The 18,026-nt window shown below is 72.1% G+C and carries 17 protein-coding genes and 1 tRNA gene; 4 read left to right on the top strand and 14 right to left on the bottom strand.

The window, feature by feature from the left end:
* Positions 1-262: 262 nt before the first annotated feature.
* The 3 genes from ABME01_RS13030 to ABME01_RS13020 all read right to left on the bottom strand — a co-directional run bounded on the left by ABME01_RS13030 (position 263) and on the right by ABME01_RS13020 (position 2,976).
* Positions 263-334: transfer RNA gene (locus tag ABME01_RS13030), tRNA-Gln, on the bottom strand.
* Between the two features lie 133 nt (positions 335-467).
* Positions 468-1,985, bottom strand: a complete 1,518-nt coding sequence (gene gltX / locus ABME01_RS13025; RefSeq protein ID WP_353828853.1) for a glutamate--tRNA ligase — start codon at positions 1,983-1,985, stop codon at positions 468-470.
* Complete coding sequence (locus ABME01_RS13020) at positions 1,978-2,976, bottom strand: LysR family transcriptional regulator (protein WP_353828852.1); 999 nt, start codon at positions 2,974-2,976, stop codon at positions 1,978-1,980. Before ABME01_RS13020 ends, gltX begins: the two co-directional genes overlap by 8 nt.
* 83 nt (positions 2,977-3,059) lie before the next feature.
* Here ABME01_RS13020 and ABME01_RS13015 point away from each other — a divergent pair, with 83 nt between their 5' ends.
* Positions 3,060-4,127 carry an aminotransferase class V-fold PLP-dependent enzyme gene (locus tag ABME01_RS13015; RefSeq protein WP_353828851.1) on the top strand — a complete coding sequence of 356 codons (1,068 nt, stop codon included), beginning with the start codon at positions 3,060-3,062 and terminating at the stop codon, positions 4,125-4,127.
* Between the two features lie 61 nt (positions 4,128-4,188).
* Here ABME01_RS13015 and ABME01_RS13010 read toward each other — a convergent pair whose 3' ends face one another.
* The 3 genes from ABME01_RS13010 to ABME01_RS13000 all read right to left on the bottom strand — a co-directional run bounded on the left by ABME01_RS13010 (position 4,189) and on the right by ABME01_RS13000 (position 7,272).
* The gene (locus ABME01_RS13010) at positions 4,189-4,962 is read right to left on the bottom strand and encodes a fumarylacetoacetate hydrolase family protein (RefSeq protein WP_353828850.1); all 774 of its coding nucleotides are present in this window, start codon (positions 4,960-4,962) and stop codon (positions 4,189-4,191) included.
* Positions 4,963-5,057: 95 nt separating this feature from the next.
* Entirely contained in the window at positions 5,058-6,176 is a 1,119-nt protein-coding gene (locus ABME01_RS13005; RefSeq protein WP_353828849.1) for a branched-chain amino acid aminotransferase, read from the bottom strand.
* Positions 6,177-6,201: 25 nt separating this feature from the next.
* Entirely contained in the window at positions 6,202-7,272 is a 1,071-nt protein-coding gene (locus tag ABME01_RS13000; protein WP_353828848.1) for a 3-isopropylmalate dehydrogenase, read from the bottom strand.
* A gap of 139 nt (positions 7,273-7,411) precedes the next feature.
* Between ABME01_RS13000 and ABME01_RS12995 the strand changes: the two genes are divergently transcribed.
* Positions 7,412-7,675 (top strand): DUF6458 family protein, encoded by a 264-nt coding sequence (locus ABME01_RS12995; protein WP_353828847.1) that lies wholly within the window; start codon positions 7,412-7,414, stop codon positions 7,673-7,675.
* A 26-nt stretch (positions 7,676-7,701) separates the two neighbouring features.
* Here ABME01_RS12995 and ABME01_RS12990 read toward each other — a convergent pair whose 3' ends face one another.
* Positions 7,702-9,297, bottom strand: coding sequence for an MFS transporter (locus ABME01_RS12990; RefSeq protein ID WP_353828846.1), 1,596 nt, complete (start codon positions 9,295-9,297; stop codon positions 7,702-7,704).
* Between the two features lie 79 nt (positions 9,298-9,376).
* On the opposite strand from ABME01_RS12990, the gene ABME01_RS12985 reads away from it, so the two are divergent.
* The gene (locus ABME01_RS12985; protein ID WP_353828845.1) at positions 9,377-9,946 is read left to right on the top strand and encodes a TetR/AcrR family transcriptional regulator; all 570 of its coding nucleotides are present in this window, start codon (positions 9,377-9,379) and stop codon (positions 9,944-9,946) included.
* A gap of 69 nt (positions 9,947-10,015) precedes the next feature.
* Here ABME01_RS12985 and serA read toward each other — a convergent pair whose 3' ends face one another.
* The 3 genes from serA to ABME01_RS12970 form a co-directional block, all read right to left on the bottom strand.
* Positions 10,016-11,608, bottom strand: a complete 1,593-nt coding sequence (gene serA, locus ABME01_RS12980) for a phosphoglycerate dehydrogenase (protein ID WP_353828844.1) — start codon at positions 11,606-11,608, stop codon at positions 10,016-10,018.
* A 196-nt stretch (positions 11,609-11,804) separates the two neighbouring features.
* Complete coding sequence (locus ABME01_RS12975) at positions 11,805-12,170, bottom strand: hypothetical protein (protein WP_353828843.1); 366 nt, start codon at positions 12,168-12,170, stop codon at positions 11,805-11,807.
* Positions 12,167-12,649, bottom strand: a complete 483-nt coding sequence (locus ABME01_RS12970) for a hypothetical protein (protein ID WP_353828842.1) — start codon at positions 12,647-12,649, stop codon at positions 12,167-12,169. The genes ABME01_RS12975 and ABME01_RS12970 overlap by 4 nt, the downstream gene beginning before the upstream one ends.
* A gap of 89 nt (positions 12,650-12,738) precedes the next feature.
* Here ABME01_RS12970 and ABME01_RS12965 point away from each other — a divergent pair, with 89 nt between their 5' ends.
* Positions 12,739-14,127 (top strand): pyridine nucleotide-disulfide oxidoreductase, encoded by a 1,389-nt coding sequence (locus ABME01_RS12965; protein WP_353828841.1) that lies wholly within the window; start codon positions 12,739-12,741, stop codon positions 14,125-14,127.
* 18 nt (positions 14,128-14,145) lie between these two features.
* On the opposite strand, the gene ABME01_RS12960 is transcribed toward ABME01_RS12965, so the two are convergent.
* The 4 genes from ABME01_RS12960 to ABME01_RS12945 form a co-directional block, all read right to left on the bottom strand.
* The gene (locus ABME01_RS12960) at positions 14,146-14,340 is read right to left on the bottom strand and encodes a hypothetical protein (protein ID WP_353828840.1); all 195 of its coding nucleotides are present in this window, start codon (positions 14,338-14,340) and stop codon (positions 14,146-14,148) included.
* Between the two features lie 260 nt (positions 14,341-14,600).
* Entirely contained in the window at positions 14,601-15,629 is a 1,029-nt protein-coding gene (gene ilvC, locus ABME01_RS12955) for a ketol-acid reductoisomerase (RefSeq protein ID WP_353828839.1), read from the bottom strand.
* Positions 15,630-15,698: 69 nt separating this feature from the next.
* Positions 15,699-16,208, bottom strand: a complete 510-nt coding sequence (gene ilvN / locus ABME01_RS12950) for an acetolactate synthase small subunit (protein WP_353828838.1) — start codon at positions 16,206-16,208, stop codon at positions 15,699-15,701.
* A gap of 2 nt (positions 16,209-16,210) precedes the next feature.
* The gene (locus ABME01_RS12945) at positions 16,211-18,019 is read right to left on the bottom strand and encodes an acetolactate synthase large subunit (protein WP_353828837.1); all 1,809 of its coding nucleotides are present in this window, start codon (positions 18,017-18,019) and stop codon (positions 16,211-16,213) included.
* Between the last annotated feature and the right edge of the window lie 7 nt (positions 18,020-18,026).

Raw genomic sequence — 18,026 nt, 5'->3', positions numbered from 1 at the left:
GAGCATCCGCAGCGCTCGCTCGCGCATCTCGGGGTCAAACTTCTTCGGCATCGTCATCCATCCTGAATTAGAGGACGGAACGATACCCAGGCCGAATCACGTCCTCCCAGACTCCGCGACCGCGAGAGTGCCGAGATCCCCGGAACTCCGGGCGAGAAGCCCACTGGAGCGATGTCGAAAGCTGGGAGACCAGCGGGAATCGGACACGCGCATCCTGAACCGCAGAAACACGAAAACCCCCGCTGAACGGGGGTTTTTCAAGCTGGGGTACCTGGACTCGAACCAAGAACAACTGAACCAGAATCAGCCGTGTTGCCAATTACACCATACCCCAATGGCCCCGGACTTCAGTTCCCGGGCCGACATGTAACTGTAGCCGATCGCCGGGGCCGGGCCAAATCGAGGAGGGCCCGGGCGAGGGTGCCGCGGCCGGCGCGGAACGCGCGGCCGCGGCATCCGTCGACGGGCTACGCCAGGCGGCTCGCGAGGGCGTCGATGCGGTCGAGCGACTCCACCCGGCCGAGGATCTGCATGGACTCGAAGAGCGGCGGCGAGATGCGACGGCCGGAGACGGCGACGCGCACCGGGCCGAACGCGACGCGGGGCTTCAGGCCCAGCCCCTCGACGATCGCCGAGCGGAGCGCCTCCTCGATCTGGTCGTGCGTCCACGACTCGCCGGGGATGCGCTCGAGGGCCCCCTTCGCCGCGGCGAGGACGGCGGGCGCGTCGGCCGTGAGCGCGCCGACGGCGGCCTCGTCGACCTCGAGCGCGTCGGCGGTCGTGAAGAGGAAGCCGAGCAGCGCGGGAACCTCGCCCAGCACCGTGATGCGCTCCTGGACGAGCGGCGCGGCCTCGACGAGGAGCGCCTCCTCGCCCGGCGTGATCGGCGTCGAGACGACGCCGGCGGCCTGCAGGTACGGCACCGTGCGCGCGGTGAAGTCGCCGAGCTCGAGCAGGCGGATGTGGTCGCCGTTGATGGCGTCGGCCTTCTTCTGGTCGAAGCGCGCCGGGTTCGGGTTCACGTCCTCGACGTCGAACGCGCCGACGAGCTCGTCGCGGCTGAAGACGTCGCGATCGGCCGAGAAGCCCCAGCCGAGCAGGGCCAGGTAGTTGACGAGGCCCTCGGGGATGAACCCGCGGTCGCGGTGGTGGAAGAGGTTCGACTCGGGGTCGCGCTTGGAGAGCTTCTTGTTGCCCTCGCCCATGACGTAGGGCAGGTGGCCGAAGCGCGGCACGGAGTCGGTCACGCCGATCTCGATGAGGGCGCGGTAGAGCGCGATCTGGCGCGGCGTCGAGCTCAGGAGGTCTTCGCCGCGGAGCACGTGCGTGATGCCCATGAGCGCGTCGTCGACGGGGTTCACGAGCGTGTAGAGCGGCGCGCCGTTGGGGCGCACGACCACGAAGTCCGTGGTCGAACCCGCGGGGAAGTCGATGCGGCCCCGCACGAGGTCGTCGAAGCCGAGGTCGACGTCCTCCGGCACGCGCAGGCGCAGCGCCGGCTGCCGGCCCTCGGCGCGGAAGGCCTCGCGCTGCTCGTCGGTGAGGTCGCGATCGAAGTTGTCGTATCCGAACTGCTTGGGCCGCCCGGCGGCCTCGTTGCGCGCGTCGATCTCGTCGGCGGTCGAGTAGCTCTCGTAGACGTGCCCGGCCTCCATCAGGCGGGCGATGACGTCGCGGTAGATCTCACCGCGCTCCGACTGGCGGTACGGGCCGTGCGGGCCCCCGACGTCGACGCCCTCGTCCCACTGCAGCCCGAGCCAGGTGAGCGCGTCGATGATCTGCGCGTAGCTCTCCTCGCTGTCGCGTGCGGCGTCGGTGTCCTCGATGCGGAAGACGAAGGTGCCGCCCGTGTGCCGGGCGTAGGCCCAGTTGAACAGCGCGGTGCGGACGAGGCCGACGTGCGGGGTACCGGTCGGAGAGGGGCAGAACCGCACGCGGACGTCTGATCCGGCGGCGGTCGTCGTGGGATGGGTCGTGTCAGACATCGTCCTCAATGGTACGGCCCGGGGCGGGCAGCCGACCGGCGTTCGCGCGCGCCGCGACCAGGCGGGTGAGCCGATCGGCGGCGACCGCGACGGCGGGAACGCCGCGCCCGCCGCGCGCCGAGACCAGGTGGATGGTGCGGCGGTCGTCGTTCGCGGTGCCTCGCACCGCGACGCCGTCGCGCACGCCCGCCGACTCGACGGCGAGCGACGGCAGGACCGCGACGCCCAGTCCGCTCGCCACGAGCTCCTCGACGGCGACGAAGTTGTCGGTCTCGACCGCGATGCGCGGCGCGAAGCCCGCGGTGTCGCAGAGCTCGAGCAGGTGGCCCCGGCACCTCGGGCATCCGGCGATCCAGGCCTCATCGGCGAGGTCGGCGACATCCACCGTCGTCCCCGCCGCCAGCGCGTGGCGCTCGGGGAGGACGACGTGCATCGGGTCGCTGCCGATCGTGTCGACCTCGAGGCCCCGCGCGCTCTCGCGGTGCGGGTCGTCCCGGTCGCCCGGGTAGCTGAAGGTCAGGGCGAGGTCGGCGCGATCCTCGCGGACGGCGGCGACCGCCTCCGGCGGCTCCGCCTCGACGTAGCTCACCCGGACGCCCGGGTGGCGGGCGGCCATCTCCGCCATGAGTTCTGGGACGATCGTCGGCGACGCCGACGGGAACGCCATCAGCCGCACGCGGCCCGATCGGAGGCCGCGGAGGTCGGCGAGCTCGCCCCGCGCGGCCTCGAGCGCGGTCGCGACCGCGCCGCCGTGGCGGGCGAGCATGCGCCCGGCCGGGGTCAGCCGGATGCCGCGCCCGGTGCGTTCGACGAGCGCGACGCCGGCGCGGCCCTCGGCCCGGCGCACCTGCTGGCTGAGCGCGGGCTGGCTGTAGCCGAGCGCCCGGGCGGCGGCGGTGATCGAGCCCTGCTCGGCGATCTCGCGGAGCACGAGCAGGCTCGCGGCGTCGACGTCGGCGAGGCCGGCATGCTCGGATGGGATGGCGTCCATGAGACCTGATCATAAGCGGTGCTTATGTGACCGATCGTCGACCTGTTCTCGACAGATCGAATGCCGCGGCGGACAGTGGATGCATGATCGCCGCGACCCACGCCACCGCCCCGACGGTCGAGCAGCTGCCCGACCCCCGCTACGCCGCGGGCCGCGGCTACCTCGCGGCCTGCACGCTCGGCATCCCGGCGCAGCCGACCGTCGACGCCGTCACCCGCGACCTCGGGCGATGGCGCGACGGACGCGCCTCGGCGGCCGAGTACACGGCGACCGTCGAGCGGGCACGCGCCCACGCCGGCGCACTGCTCGGCACGACGTCCGATCGCATCGCCCTGGGCTCGCAGGTCTCGGTGTTCACCGCCCTCGCCGCCGCCTCCGCGCCCGCCGGCGCCGAGGTGCTGTGCGTCGACGGCGACTTCAGCTCGGTGGTCGCGCCGTTCCTCGCCCGGGGCGACCTGCGCGTGCGGCACGTCCCGATCGCGGCGCTGGCCGACGAGGTGCGGCCGACGACGTGGCTCGTGGCGTTCTCGCTCGTGCAGTCGGCGACGGGCGAGGTCGCCGACGCGGCCGCCGTGACCGCGGCCGCACGCGCCGCCGGCGCGCTCACCCTCGTCGACACGACCCAGGCCACCGGATGGCGGTCCACGACCGACATCGACGCCGACCTCGTGGTCTGCCACGCGTACAAGTGGCTCTCGGCACCGCGGGGCGCCGCGTTCATGTCCGCGAGCGATCGCGGGCTCGCGGAGCTCGTGCCGCTGACCGCCGGCTGGTACTCGGGCGAGGATCCGTGGGCCTCCTGCTACGGTCCGGAGCTGCACCTGGCCGGCGACGCGCGACGCTTCGACGTCTCCCCCGCCTGGCATGCCTGGGTCGGCGCCGAGGCCGCCCTCGGGATCGCCGCCGGGCGCGACGCCCGCGCCGTGCACGCGCACGACGTCGGCCTCGCGAACGACTTCCGCGCTCGGATCGGGCTCGACGCCGCCGACAGCGCCATCGTGACCTGGCCGGACCCGGACGGGTGCGACCTCGCCGCGCTCACCGCCGCCGGCCTCGTCGCCTCCGGCCGCGCGGGACGTGCGCGCGTCGCGTTCCACGTCTGGAACGACGACGAGGACGTGGCGCTCGCGGCCGGCGCGCTCGGGCGCTGACGCCGATCCCGGCACGGCCGTCGCGACGGCGCCGGACCTTCACCGGCGGATTGAGCGGAGGTCAGCCGGCCGCGCGCACCGGGTTCACGAGCGAGCCGAGCCCCGACACCGTGATGTCGACCGAGTCGCCGTCGACGATCGGTCCGACCCCCGCCGGCGTGCCGGTGAGGATCACGTCGCCGGGCAGCAGCGTGAACACGCTCGACGCGTACGCCACGATCCTCGCGACCGGGTGGACCATGTCGCCGAGCCGACCGTGCTGGTGACGCGTGCCGTTGACGCTCGTCGAGAGCTCGCCGTGCTCGAGGTCGACCTCCGTCTCGATCACGGGACCCAGCGGGCAGAACGTGTCGAAGCCCTTGGCCCTCGTCCACTGCCCGTCGCGGCGCTGGAGGTCGCGCGCCGTGACGTCGTTCGCGATGGTGTAGCCGAAGATCACCGACTCGGCGTCCTCCTCGCTCACGCGCCGTGCGACGCGGCCGATGACGACGGCGAGTTCGCCCTCGAACTCGACCTGCTCCGACTCGGGCGGGAGCACGATCGCATCACCCGGGCCGATGACGGCCGTGTTCGGCTTCAGGAACAGCAGCGGCTCGGGGGGCGCCTCGCCGCCCATCTCCTCGGCGTGGTCGTGGTAGTTCTTGCCGACCGCGACCACCTTCGACCGCGGGATCACGGGGGCGAGCAGCTTCGCCTCGGCGAGCGGCACCCGCTCCCCCGTGGGCTCGTAGCCCGCGAACATGGGGTCGGCCTTGAGCACGACGAGGGCGTGCTCCTCCTCGTCGACGATGCCGAATGAGATGGACTCACCGTGGGAGAAGCGCGCGACCTTCATGCCCCCAGCCTATTCCGCAGGTTCAAGCAGGCCGGGCGGTCGGCGGCGCGCGGCGGGCCGGCCGGGACGCTCGGGCGCCCGGCCGGCCGCCGCGCTCACGCGTCCAGGCGCACCATCCAGCCGTGGCGGTCCTCGACGCGGCCGTACTGGATGCCCGTGAGCTCCTCGCGGAGCGAGAGCGCGAGCGCCTCGGCCTCGGGGCCGGAGTGCACGATCTCGAAGTCCTCGCCGAGCAGCCGGCCGATGGGCACGACGACCGCGGCCGTGCCGCAGGCGAAGGCACCGACGATCTCGCCGGACGCCGCGCCCTCGCGCCACTCGGCGAGCGTCACGCGGCGCTGCTCCACCTGGTGTCCGCGGTCGGCCGCGAGGCGCAGGATCGAGTCGCGCGTGATGCCCTCGAGGATGGAGTCGGATTCGGGCGTCACGAGCGTGCCGTCCTTGTGCACGAGCACGACGTTCATGCCGCCGAGCTCCTCGAGGTACTCGCCCTCGTCGAGGAAGAGGACCTGCTGGCAGCCCTTCTCGTGCGCCTCGGCCTGCGGCAGGAGGCTCGACGCGTAGTTGCCGCCGGTCTTGGCCGCACCCGTGCCGCCCTTGCCGGCGCGGGCGTAGTGCGTCGAGAGCCAGATGTTCACGGGCTGCACGCCGCCCGGGAAGTAGGCCGCGGCCGGGCTCGCGATGAGGTAGTAGCCGACCTTCTTCGCGGGCCGGACGCCCAGGAAGGCCTCCTTGGCGAACATGAAGGGCCGCAGGTACAGGCTCGTCTCCGGCGCACTCGGCACCCAGTCGGCGTCGACCGCGATCAGCTGCTTCAGCGAGTCGATGAAGTAGTCCACCGGCAGCTCGGGCAGCGCCATCCGTCGTGCCGACCGCTGCATGCGGGCCGCGTTCTCGTACGGACGGAAGGTGCGGATCGAGCCGTCGGCGTGACGGTAGGCCTTCAGCCCCTCGAAGATCTCCTGCGCGTAGTGCAGGACGGCCGCCGCCGGGTCGAGCTGCAGCGGGCCGTACGGCTGCACGCGCGGGCGGTGCCATCCGCCCTTCTCGGACCAGCAGAGGTCGATCATGTGGTCGGTGAAGTGGTTGCCGAATCCCGGGTCGGCGAGCACGGCCTCGCGCTCCTCGGTCGACTTCGCCTCCTCGTTGCGGACGACCTGCCAGGTGAGGCCGGCGGGCGACGGAGTCTGGAGGGTGAGGTTCGTCGTGGTCAATGGATCCTCCTTCGGGAAGGTTCGGTCAGTGGGCGCCGACGGTGGCGCCGATGCGTGCGGCGATGGCGTCGCCGATCTCGGAGGTCGAGCGCCTGAAGTCGCCGCGATCGGCGACGTCGGCGGCGACGGCGTCGCGGACCCGGTCGGCGGCCTCCGCGTGACCGAGGTGGTCCAGCAGGAGTGCGACCGAGAGGATCGCGGCGCTCGGGTCGGCGATGCCCTTCCCTGCGATGTCCGGAGCCGAACCGTGGACGGGCTCGAACATGCTGGGGAACCGGCCGTCGGGGTTGATGTTGCCCGAGGCCGCGAGGCCGATGCCGCCGCTGATCGCGCCGGCGAGGTCGGTGAGGATGTCGCCGAAGAGGTTGTCCGTGACGATGACGTCGAATCTAGCAGGGTCGGTCACCAGGAAGATGGTGGCGGCGTCGACGTGCAGGTAGTCGACCGCGACATCCGGGTACTCGGCCGCGACGGCGTCGACGAGTCGCTTCCAAAGGGAACCCGCGAACACGAGCACGTTCGTCTTGTGCACGAGCGTCAGCTTCTTCTTCGGCCGGGCGGATGCCGCGTCGAACGCGTAGCGCACGACGCGCTCGACGCCGTAGGCGGTGTTGACCGAGACCTCGTTGGCCACCTCGGCCGGCGTGCCGACGCGGATGGCGCCGCCGTTGCCGACGTACGGACCCTCGGTGCCCTCGCGCACCACGACGAAATCGACGTCGCCGGGCTCGGCGAGCGGGCTCGTGACGCCCGGGTGGAGGATGCTCGGGCGGAGGTTCACGTAGTGGTCCAGCTCGAACCGCAGCTTCAGGAGCAGGCCGCGCTCGATGTTCGCACCGGCGAGCCGGGGGTCGCCGGGCACGCCGCCGACGGCGCCCAGCAGGATCGCGTCGTGGTCCTTGATCGCGGCGAGGTCGTCGTCGGTCAGGGTGTCGCCGGTCTCGAGGTACCGCCCCGCTCCGAGCGCGAAGTGCGTCCGCTCGAACGTCACGTCGCTGCCTCGGGTGGCCGCGTCGAGCGCCTTCAGCGCCTCGCCCACGACCTCGGGACCGATGCCGTCGCCCGGGATGACCGCGAGCCTGACCGTGGATACCATGAACACTCCTTCGTACGCCAGCCCTCCCAGCGTACTGTCCGCCGCGAGCGGCGATCACTACACTCGGGCGCACCGGGGCGGCACCCCGCCTCCGGCCCGCGCGGCCCCGCGCCGCCCGAGTGAAAGCAGGCACACACCTATGAGTCTCGGCCTCGGAATCGTCCTCTTCGCCATCGGCGCCGTTCTCGCCTTCGCGGTGAACCTGTCGGTCGAGTGGATCAACCTGCAGACCGTCGGCATCATCCTGATGGTCGCCGGCGCGATCGTGATCATCCTCGGCATCGTGCTGCTCGCACGCCGCCGCAACTCCGTCTCGACGTCGCGGACGACCGTCGACCCGGCCACGGGCGACCGCGTCACGCGCAACGAGACCTCCCGGCCGGACGACACCACCGCCGTCTGACCGGAACGTCGCCGACGGGCGCCGCCTCACTCCGAGGCGGCGCCCGTCGCGTCGTCCAGGGTGAGCGCCGCGACGACGCCGGCCGCGAGCATGAGTGCGACGCCGATGATCGACGTGACGACGACCCCGCCGTCGAAGGCGTGCGCCGCTGATGCGAGCAGGTCGCCGGCGAGGTCGGCGGGCAGCGCCTCGGCCACCGTCGCGGCGCCCGCGAGCGTCTCGCGGGCGGCGTCCGCCTGGGCGGCGGACAGCGCGGACGGCACCTCGAGCGTCGCTCGGTACCAGGCGGCCAGGATGCTGCCGAGGAGCGCCGTGCCGAGCACCGCGCCGAGTTCGTAGGCGGTCTCCGAGACCGCGGACGCCGCGCCCGCCTTGGCCGGCGGTGCGGCCGAGAGGATCAGCTCGTTCGACACCGTCTCGGCCATGCCGATGCCGAGGCCGAGCATCACGAAGGCGACGACGACGCCCGCGATGCCGGCCTGGCCGGCGGTGAGCGCGACCACGAGGTACCCGGCCGCGGAGACGGTCACCGCCGCCGGCACCAGCACGCGCGGCCGGATCCGGCGCGCGAGCGGCACGACGGCGAGCCCCGCCGCGATCATCGTCACGAGCCCCGGCGCCAGCGCGAGGCCGGCCTGCACGGGCGACAGCCCGACGATCAGCTGGAGGTGCTGCGAGACGAAGAAGAGGAAGCCCACAAGGGCGATCACGCTGAGCAGGTTGACCAGCACGCCGCCGCCGAACGCGCCGACCCGGAAGAGACGCATGTCGAGCATGGGCACGCGCGCCCGCAGTTGCCGGCGCACGAACCAGGCCCCGAGCACGAGCCCGACCACGATCCCGCCGACCGCGACCGCGTCGATCCCGTCGGTGGCGAGGTGCTTGATGCCGTAGACCACCGAACCCATCGCGCCGAGCGACAGCAGGATGCTGGGGACGTCGATCGGGCCCGGCGCGGGGTCGCGGCTCTCGGGGATCAACAGGGGCAGGAGCACGACCAGCGGCACCAGCACGGGCACGGCGAGGAGGAAGACCGATCCCCACGCGAAGTGCTCCAGGAGCAGGCCGCCGACGATCGGACCGAGCGCGGCGCCCGCGGCGAAGCCCGAGGCCCAGATGGCGATCGCGAGTCGCCGCTCCTCGCGGTCGGTGAACACCGACCGCAGCAGCGAGAGCGTGGACGGCATGAGCATGGCGCCGAAGAACCCGAGCGCGGCGCGTGCCGCGATGAGCAGCTCGGCGGTCGGCGCGAACGCCGCGGCGACCGACACGATCGCGAAGCCGACCGAGCCGATGAGCAGCATCCGGCGTCGCCCCCAGCGGTCGCCCGCGCTGCCCATCGACACCAGCAGCGCCGCGAGCACGAGCGGGTACGCATCGATGATCCACAGCTGCCCCGCCGCCGTCGGCGACAGGTCGCGGGCGATCTCGGGCAGCGCGAAGCTCAGCACGGTGTTGTCGACCGCGACCAGCAGGACCGGGAGCATGAGCACCGCGAGCGCGACCCAGCGTCGGCCGCGTCCGCCGTGTCGGCCCGGGTCGGGTCGAGTGGCGGCGGATGGCGTCGTCGCGCCGTGCTCGGGCAGGGCGATGGTCGTCGTGGGCGTGGTCTGGTCGTTCATGCTGAGTCCTATAACTGTACCGGCTGGACGGTAGAGTATCAGATGCCCACGACCGACTCCCCTCGGTACGATCGGAGCCATGAGCCGACCGCCCGCCGCCCGCGATGCCGTCCTCGACGCCTTCCAGCGACTGCTCGTCGACGGCGGGGTGCGCGCGGCCACGCTCGACGCGACCGCCCGGTCCGCGGGGGTCTCGAAGGGCGGCCTGCTCTACCACTTCGCCAGTCGCGACGCCCTCGTCGACGGCGTGCTCGCACGCTTCTCCGCCCTCGTCGACGCCGACATCGAGCAGCTCGAGCGCGCCCCGGAGGGTGCGATCGCCTACTACGTCCGGACGAGCGTGTCACAGGACTCGCCGCTCGAGCGCGCCGGCGTGGCGGCGGCACGGCTCGCCCAGGCGGGCAGCGCGCCCGCGGTGCGCATGATCCGAGACGTGCGCGACCGGTGGCTGCGCGCCATCCGCAGCCAGGTCCCCGACCCGACGGTCGCGCTGGCCGTGACGCTGATCGGCGACGGGCTGTACTACGACTCCGCACTCCACGGCGTCGACCCCGAGATCGGCGTCGACGCGCCGCACGGCGCCGACATGGACGCCCTGGTGACGCTGCTGGAGCGGCTCGCGGCGGAACCTCCGGCCGACGCACGCTGAGCGATCCGCCGGACGCGGCGCGCGGCGCGGATCCGGGCTCGACCCGTCACCCCGCGCAGTCGATCCGAGTCAGGACTCGGTGATGTCGACCTCGACCATGACCTCGGCGTCGGTGGCCGCGCGCACCCGCTCGAGCACCTCGCCGGGGACCGGCGAGTCGACCGTCAGGACGCTCAGCGCCTGACCGCCCGCCTCGCGCCGAGCGATCTGCATGCCGGCGATGTTGATGCCCGCCTCGCCGAACTCGCTGCCGTAGACCGCGACGATGCCGGGTCGATCGGTGTAGAGCATCACGATGTGGTGATCGGCGATCGGCACCTCGACGTCGTAGCCGTTGATCCCGACGAGCTTCTCGATCTGCTTCGTTCCCGTGAGCGTGCCCGAGACCGAGACCTGCGTGCCGTCGGCCAGCGCGCCGCGCAGGGTGATCACGTTGCGGTACTCGGGGCTGTCGGCGTCGGCGATGAGCCGCACGGCGACGCCGCGCTGCTCGGCCAGCAGCGGTGCGTTGACGTACGAGACGGTCTCGCTCACGACGTTCGTGAACACGCCCTTGAGCGCGGCGAGCTTCAGCACGCTCACGTCGTAGTCGACGAGCTCGCCGTGCACCTCGACGTCCAGGCTCTCGAGCGGGCCCTGCGCGAGGCCGGCGAAGAGCTGCCCGAGCTTCTCCACGAGCGGGATGCCGGGCCGCACGTACGGGTCGATGACCCCGCCGGCGACGTTGACCGCGTCGGGCACGAGCTCGCCCGCGAGCGCGAGCCGGACCGACTTCGCGACGGAGACGCCCGCCTTCTCCTGGGCCTCGTCGGTCGAGGCCCCGAGGTGGGGCGTGACGACGACGTTCGGCAGCGCGAGCAGCGGGGATTCCTTCGGCGGCTCCTGCACGAAGACGTCGAGGCCGGCACCCGCGATGGTCTTCGCGACGAGGGCGTCGTGCAGCGCCTCCTCGTCGATGAGGCCGCCGCGCGCGACGTTCACGACGTATGCGGTCGGCTTCATCTTCGCCAGCTGCTCCGCACCGACCATGCCCGTCGTCTCCGGTGTCTTCGGCATGTGGATCGTGATGAAGTCGCTGCGCTCGAGGAGTTCGTCGAGCGTCACGGTCTGCACGCCGAGCTGCTGCGCCCGGGCCGCCGTGATATACGGGTCGTACGCGATGACCTCGACGCCGAACGCCTGCAGGCGGGCGGCGATGAGCGCCCCGATGCGGCCCAGGCCGATGATGCCGACGGTCTTCTCGTAGAGCTCGACGCCGGTGTACGCCGACCGCTTCCACTCCCCCTGCGCGAGCGCCGAGTGCGCGGCGGGGATGTGGCGGGCGAGGCTCAGGATGTGGCCGACCGTGAGCTCGGCGGCGGAGATGATGTTCGAGGTCGGGGCGTTCACGACCATGACGCCGGCGGTGGTCGCGACCTTGATGTCGACGTTGTCGAGCCCGACGCCGGCACGGGCGATGACCTGGAGTCGCGGCGCGGCGGCGATGGCCTCGGCGTCGACCTTCGTGGCCGAGCGCACGAGGATGGCGTTGGCGTCGGTGAGGGCCGAGAGCAGCGCCGGGCGGTCGGTGCCGTCCACCTTCCGGATCTCGAAGTCGGGCCCCAGGGCGTCGACGGTGGCGGGCGAGAGTTCTTCGGCGATCAGCACGACCGGCTTGGTCACGGACGGATCCTCACTGCAGTTGGAGATGCGGTGCGACCGCACCGCGGAAGGTCGCGCCGGCATCGTCGGGGCGCGGATGACGCGGCCAGCCTACTTCAGCCCCGACGGGCCTCCCGAATCGTGTGACGCGGGATCACGGCGCGACATCCGTCGAATCCGCTGCGCTCAGCTGAGCGCAGCCCCGGTCATGCGCCGCTCAGGCGAGCAGCGCGCCCGGTCCGAACATCAGCAGGATGTCGACGTAGAGCGCGGCGGAGACCGCGAGCCCGGCGAGGTAGAGCGCGGCCTGCACGACCGCGTTGCGGCGACGCCCGATGAGGAAGGCCACGGCGAAGAGCGCCACGGGCAGCAGGACCGCCGCGATGAGCACCACCCAGCCGGTGCCGCTCAGCGTCGTGCCGAGCGCGGCGGCGACGCCGGAGATCCCGACCAGGTTGCCGACCGCCTCCCACGCGTCGTACGCGTACAGCAGCCCGAACGCGATCGCGAGCGCGAGTTCGAGCCAGAACGGGGTGCGGCGGTGCGCGGCCGCGACCCGAGCCCGCACGGGGTCCTCGCTCATGCGCTCACCCCCGCGACGAAGGCCACGGGCAGCAGCACGACGATCCCGATCACGAGCCAGATGAAGCGGAGCCGCACGCGCCCCCGCGTCAGCGCGAAGACCACGCCGAACCAGAGCGCCGGGGCGAGCGCCGCGAGCCAGAGCCCGAGTGCGAACATGAACGACCCCACCGGGTCGACGGCGGGGTTCTCGACGCGGAGGACCGTGAGGATCCAGCCGAGCGTGTACAGCAGGTACGCCCCACCGAGGACGCCCAGCAGGACGAGCTCAGCCGAGCCGGGCTGGGCCGCGCGCGAGCCCTCGGCGGACCCGGGCTCGGCGCCCGAATCGTCGCTCGCGCCGGCGGTCGACGCCGACGACGACGGCTCGCTCGCGGCCCGCGTGGCGGGACCGACCCGCTTCCATCCGGGCTCGAGCGTCGTCTCCTCGTCGCCCTCCCAGCGGAGGGCCTCGTCGTCGCCCCCGCGTTCTCCTGCCATGCACTCAGCCTAGGGGCCCGACGACGCTGCACCCCGCTATGCACGGGGGTGCCTTGACGGCCGTCGCCGGGCCGTGCTGCCATGGCCCCATGGCAGCAGCCGTCGAAGTCGATGCGGACTACCTCGTCGTGGGGGCGGGGGCCATGGGCATGGCCTTCGTCGATGCCCTCGTCGGGCACTCGGACGCGACGGTCGCGATCGTGGATCGGCGCCACGCCCCAGGTGGCCATTGGCTCGACGCGTACCCGTTCGTGCAGCTGCACCAGGCGTCGGCGTTCTACGGGGTCGCCTCCACGCTGCTCGGCGGCGGACGCATCCAGGTCGAGGGGCCCGAGGCCGGCCTGCACGAGCGGGCGAGCGCCGCCGAGATCTGCGCGTACTACGCCGAGGTGCTCGAGCAGCTGATGGGCACCGGCCGCGTGACCTTCCATCCGGGTTGCGAGTACACGGGCGAGCGGAACTTCCGCTCACGCATCAGCGGGGTCGGGTACGCCGCGCCGCGAGCCCGCCTGGTCGATGCGGCGTACCTCGCCGGCGACATCCCCGCCACGACCCCGCCGCCGTTCGCGGTCCAGGACGGCGCGAACGTCATCCCGGTCAACGACCTCGTCCGGGTGACCGAGCCGCCCGACCGGTACGTGATCGTCGGCGCGGGCAAGACCTCGGTCGACGCCTGCGTCTGGCTGCTGCAGAACGGCGTCGACCCCGACGCGATCTGCTGGGTCCGGCCGCGCGAGGCGTGGATGCTCGACCGGGCGGTCGTGCAGCCGAATCCCGCGGTGTTCACCGGCATGGCCGCCGACACGATGGAGGCCGCCGCCGAGGCGGCCTCGGCCGACGACCTGTTCCTGCGCCTCGAGGAACGGGGCATCATGGTGCGGATCGACACGACCGTCACGCCGACGATGGCGAAGACGCCGACGCTCGGGCGGTGGGAGCTCGATCTCGTCCGGCAGGTGACGGATGTCGTCCGACGGGGCCACGTGCGCGCGGTGTCGCCCGGCCGGCTGACGTTCGACGACGGCGACGTGCGGATCTCGCCCAACGCGGTCGTCGTGCACTGCGCCGCCTCCGGCCTCGGGTCTCCCCCGCTCGTGCCCATCTGGCAGCCCGATGCGATCCGCCCCCGCCCCGCGGCCCGGATCGGCTTCCCGTGCTTCGGCGCGGCGCTCACCGGCTACATGGAGGCGACGCGCGAAGACGATGGCGAGAAGAACGACGCATGCCGGCCCTCGCCGTATGCGAACACCCCGGCCGACTGGCTCACGATGCAGGTCATCGGGGGCGACGCCGCGCGCGCGATGTCGCGGCACCCGGACCTCAGGGAGTTCGCGAACGCGACCACGCTCAACCCGTCGCGGATCCCGCCGGACCTCGGCGACGACCCGGCGGTCGCCGCAGCGATCGCCCGGTTGAAGGCGGCGGTGGGCGCCGGCCGGGCGCGGATGGCCGAGCTCGCCGACGCCGACGCCGCATGACCGGGCACCGGCCGGGGGTCAACGGGGCGCGAGCGAGCTGAGGTCGTCGTCGACGTCGGAGTGCGGCGTGGCGGCGGCCCGCGCGGCCGCGGCCAGCGGGCTCAGGTCGTCGCTGACGACCGCAGCACCGGCGTCGACGGGAACCGCGGCGCCTGCGGCATCGTCTTCAAGGCCGGACTCGGAACCGGTGCCGCCGCATCCGGCGGCCAGCACGGCCGTCGCGACGGCGCAGGCCGCTGCGGCGACGCGGATGGGTGTGGTGTGGGTGTTTCATGCCTCGACCGTGCCGCGCGGCGGTATGTGCGCGGACCGAGCGCGGTATCCGAACGGCATGCGCGGTATCCGCGACGCGTCGCGCGACCGGAACCGTCGAGTACGGAGGGGCGTGCCGGTCCGCGGGTCCAGGGGGCGACACGGCGGATGCCCCGACCACGCGGGCCGGGGCATCCGTGCGTGAGGTCGCCGGGTCGCGACTAGCGAGCGACCTCGCCGTCGACGTAGTCGTCCTCGTTGGTCTGCGTCCAGGCGAAGAGCTTGCGCAGCTCGCGACCGGTCGTCTCGATCGGGTGACCCTCGCCCTTGGCGCGGAGCTCGAGGAACTCCTTCTGGTCGTTGTCCTGGTCGTCGATGAAGCGCTTGGCGAACGAGCCGTCCTGGATGTCGGCGAGCACCGCCTGCATGTTCTCCTTGACGTGCGGGTCGATGACACGCGGCCCCGAGACGTAGTCGCCGTACTCGGCCGTGTCGGAGACCGACCAGCGCTGCTTCGAGATGCCGCCCTCCCACATGAGGTCGACGATGAGCTTGAGCTCGTGGAGCACCTCGAAGTAGGCGATCTCCGGCTGGTAGCCGGCCTCGGTGAGGGTCTCGAAGCCGTACTGCACGAGCTGCGAGACACCGCCGCAGAGCACGGCCTGCTCGCCGAACAGGTCGGTCTCGGTCTCCTCGGTGAAGGTGGTCCTGATGACGCCGGCGCGGGTGCCGCCGATGCCCTTGGCGTACGACTTCGCGAGCTCCCAGGCCTGGCCGGTCGCGTCCTGCTCGACCGCGATGATGTCCGGGATGCCGCGGCCGGCGACGAACTCGCGGCGCACGGTGTGGCCGGGCGCCTTCGGCGCCACGAGGATCACGTCGACGCCCTCGGGCGCCTCGATGTAGCCGAAGCGGACGTTGAAGCCGTGGCCGAAGACCAGGGTGTCGCCCTCCTCGAGGTTGTCCCGGATCGACTCGGCGTAGATGTGGCGCTGGTACTGGTCCGGCGCGAGGATCACGATGACGTCGGCCCAGGCGGCCGCGTCGGCGACGCTCTTGACCTCGAACCCGGCCTCCTCGGCCTTCTGGGCCGACTTCGAGCCGTCCTTGAGTCCGATGACGACCTCGACGCCCGAGTCGCGGAGGTTCTGCGCGTGCGCGTGCCCCTGCGATCCGTAACCGATGACGGCGACCTTCTTGCCCTGGATGAGCGAGAGGTCGGCGTCCTTGTCGTAGTACATCTCAGCCATTGCGGTTCTTTCTCCTTGGGTGTGGTTCGGTGCCGGATGCCGCGGCGCGCCGGCCGCGGCATCCGTCGGTCAGCTCTTGAAGACGCGCTCGGTGATCGACTTGCCGCCGCGCCCGATGGCCAGCAGCCCGGACTGCGCGATCTCCTTGATGCCGTAGGGCTCGAGGACCTTGAGCAGCGCGTTGGTCTTGCCGGAGTCGCCCGTGACCTCGATCACGAGCGCGTCCGTGGAGACGTCGACGACCCGCGCCCGGAACAGGTTCACGGCCTCGAGCACCTGCGATCGCGTCGTGTTGTCGACGCGGACCTTGATGAGCAGGTGCTCGCGCTGCACGGACTGCGCCGGATCGAGCTCGACGATCTTGATGACGTTCACCAGCTTGTTCAGCTGCTTGGTCACCTGCTCGAGCGGCAGGTCCTCGACGTCGACCACGACCGTGATGCGGCTGAGGCCGTCGATCTCGGAGTGGCCCACGGCGAGCGACTCGATGTTGAAGCCGCGCCGCGCGAACAGCCCCGCGACGCGGGTCAGCAGGCCGGGCTTGTCCTCGACGAGGAGGGAGAGCACGTGGGTCGACATGTTCAGTCCTCCTGGCTGAAGGCCGGCGAGTGGTCGCGGGCGTACTGGATGTAGGAGTTGGAGACGCCCTGCGGGACCATCGGCCACACCATGGCGTCGGCCGAGACGACGAAGTCGATCACGACCGGCCGGTCGTTGGTCTCGAGTGCGAGCCTGATCGCGTCGTCGACCTCCTCCTGCTTCGTCACCCGGATGCCGAGTGCGCCGTACGCCTCCGCGAGCTTCACGAAGTCCGGGATCCGGGCGGTGTCGTGCCCCGTGTTCAGGTCGGTGTTGGAGTACCGGCCGTCGTAGAACAGGGTCTGCCACTGGCGGACCATGCCGAGGGAGGAGTTGTTGATCACCGCGACCTTGATCGGGATGTCGTTCAGCGAGCACGTGGCGAGCTCCTGGTTGGTCATCTGGAAGCAGCCGTCGCCGTCGATCGCCCACACGGTGCGGTTCGGCTCGGCCACCTTCGCGCCCATGGCGGCCGGGACGGCGTAGCCCATGGTGCCGGCTCCGCCGGAGTTCAGCCACGAGTTGGGGCGCTCGTACTTGATGAACTGGGCGGCCCACATCTGGTGCTGGCCGACGCCGGCGGCGTACACGCCCTCGGGCCCGGTGAGCTCGCCGATGCGCTGGATCACGTACTGCGGCGCGAGCAGCCCGTCGGAGGTGGGCGCGTAGCCGAGCGGATACTCGGTACGGAGGCCGTCGAGCGTGGCCCACCACTCCTCGACGTCGGGCGTCGTCTGCGTGACCACGTCGGCGTAGGCGGCCGCGAGGTCGACGAGCACCTCCTTCGCGTCGCCGACGATCGGGACGTCGGCGGCGCGGATCTTGCCGATCTCGGCCGGGTCGATGTCGACGTGCACGACCTTCGCGTCGGGCGCGAACAGCGCGGCCTTGCCGGTCACGCGGTCGTCGAAGCGGGCCCCGAGCGCGATGAGCAGGTCGGACTCCTGCAGCGCCAGCACCGCGGGCACCGTGCCGTGCATGCCCGGCATGCCGAGGTGCTGCGGGTGCGAGTCGGGGAAGGCGCCGCGCGCCATCAGCGTGGTCACCACCGGGGCCTTCGTCGCCTCGGCGAACGCGAGCAGCTCCTCCGAGGCGCCCGCGCGGATGACGCCGCCGCCGACGTAGAGGACGGGGCGCTTGGCCTCCGCGATCATCTGGGCTGCGGCGAGCACCTGCTTGCCGTGCGCCTTCGTGATGGGGCGGTAGCCGGGCAGGTCCATCTTGGGCGGCCACTGGAACGGGAAGGCCGCCTGCTGCGCGTCCTTGGTGATGTCGACCAGCACGGGCCCGGGCCGGCCGGTGGAGGCGATGTGCGCCGCGGCCGCGATCGTCGCGGGGATCTCCTCGGCGCGCTTGACCAGGAAGGAGTGCTTCGTGATCGGCATCGTGATGCCGACGATGTCGGCCTCCTGGAACGCGTCGGTGCCCATGAGGTTCGAGAACACCTGGCCGGTGATCGCGAGCATCGGCACCGAGTCCATGTGGGCGTCGGCGATCGCGGTGACGAGGTTGGTCGCGCCGGGGCCCGAGGTCGCGATCGCGACGCCCAGCTTGCCGGTCGACGAGGCGTAGCCCTCGGCCGCGTGGCCGGCGCCCTGCTCGTGCCGGACCAGGATGTGGCGGAGGCGTCGGCTGTCGAGCAGCGGGTCGTAGACGGGAAGGATGGCGCCGCCCGGGAGCCCGAAGACATCGGTGGTGCCGATGAGTTCGAGCGAGCGGACGACGGCCTCGGCGCCGGTGAGCATCTCGGGCCCCTGGTGGGCCTGCGACAGGGTGGCGGGCGAAGGCACGGGACTGGCTTCCGTGGTCATTCGGTTC

This window comes from Agromyces litoreus (assembly GCF_040496015.1).
Classification (GTDB): Bacteria; Actinomycetota; Actinomycetes; order Actinomycetales; family Microbacteriaceae; genus Agromyces; species Agromyces litoreus.
Note: the sequence above shows the minus strand (reverse complement) of the source record. Positions and strands in the feature narration are given on the sequence as shown.

Bases quoted from the DNA above. Each gene is read 5' to 3' on its own strand.
- gltX (WP_353828853.1), bottom strand. From the start codon at position 1,985: ATGTCTGACACGACCCATCCCACGACGACCGCCGCCGGATCAGACGTC.
- ABME01_RS13020 (WP_353828852.1), bottom strand. From the start codon at position 2,976: ATGGACGCCATCCCATCCGAGCATGCCGGCCTCGCCGACGTCGACGCC.
- ABME01_RS13015 (WP_353828851.1), top strand. From the start codon at position 3,060: ATGATCGCCGCGACCCACGCCACCGCCCCGACGGTCGAGCAGCTGCCC.
- ABME01_RS13010 (WP_353828850.1), bottom strand. From the start codon at position 4,962: ATGAAGGTCGCGCGCTTCTCCCACGGTGAGTCCATCTCATTCGGCATC.
- ABME01_RS13000 (WP_353828848.1), bottom strand. From the start codon at position 7,272: ATGGTATCCACGGTCAGGCTCGCGGTCATCCCGGGCGACGGCATCGGT.
- ABME01_RS12995 (WP_353828847.1), top strand. From the start codon at position 7,412: ATGAGTCTCGGCCTCGGAATCGTCCTCTTCGCCATCGGCGCCGTTCTC.
- ABME01_RS12990 (WP_353828846.1), bottom strand. From the start codon at position 9,297: ATGAACGACCAGACCACGCCCACGACGACCATCGCCCTGCCCGAGCAC.
- ABME01_RS12985 (WP_353828845.1), top strand. From the start codon at position 9,377: ATGAGCCGACCGCCCGCCGCCCGCGATGCCGTCCTCGACGCCTTCCAG.
- ABME01_RS12975 (WP_353828843.1), bottom strand. From the start codon at position 12,170: ATGAGCGAGGACCCCGTGCGGGCTCGGGTCGCGGCCGCGCACCGCCGC.
- ABME01_RS12970 (WP_353828842.1), bottom strand. From the start codon at position 12,649: ATGGCAGGAGAACGCGGGGGCGACGACGAGGCCCTCCGCTGGGAGGGC.
- ABME01_RS12965 (WP_353828841.1), top strand. From the start codon at position 12,739: ATGGCAGCAGCCGTCGAAGTCGATGCGGACTACCTCGTCGTGGGGGCG.
- ilvC (WP_353828839.1), bottom strand. From the start codon at position 15,629: ATGGCTGAGATGTACTACGACAAGGACGCCGACCTCTCGCTCATCCAG.
- ilvN (WP_353828838.1), bottom strand. From the start codon at position 16,208: ATGTCGACCCACGTGCTCTCCCTCCTCGTCGAGGACAAGCCCGGCCTG.
- ABME01_RS12945 (WP_353828837.1), bottom strand. From the start codon at position 18,019: ATGACCACGGAAGCCAGTCCCGTGCCTTCGCCCGCCACCCTGTCGCAG.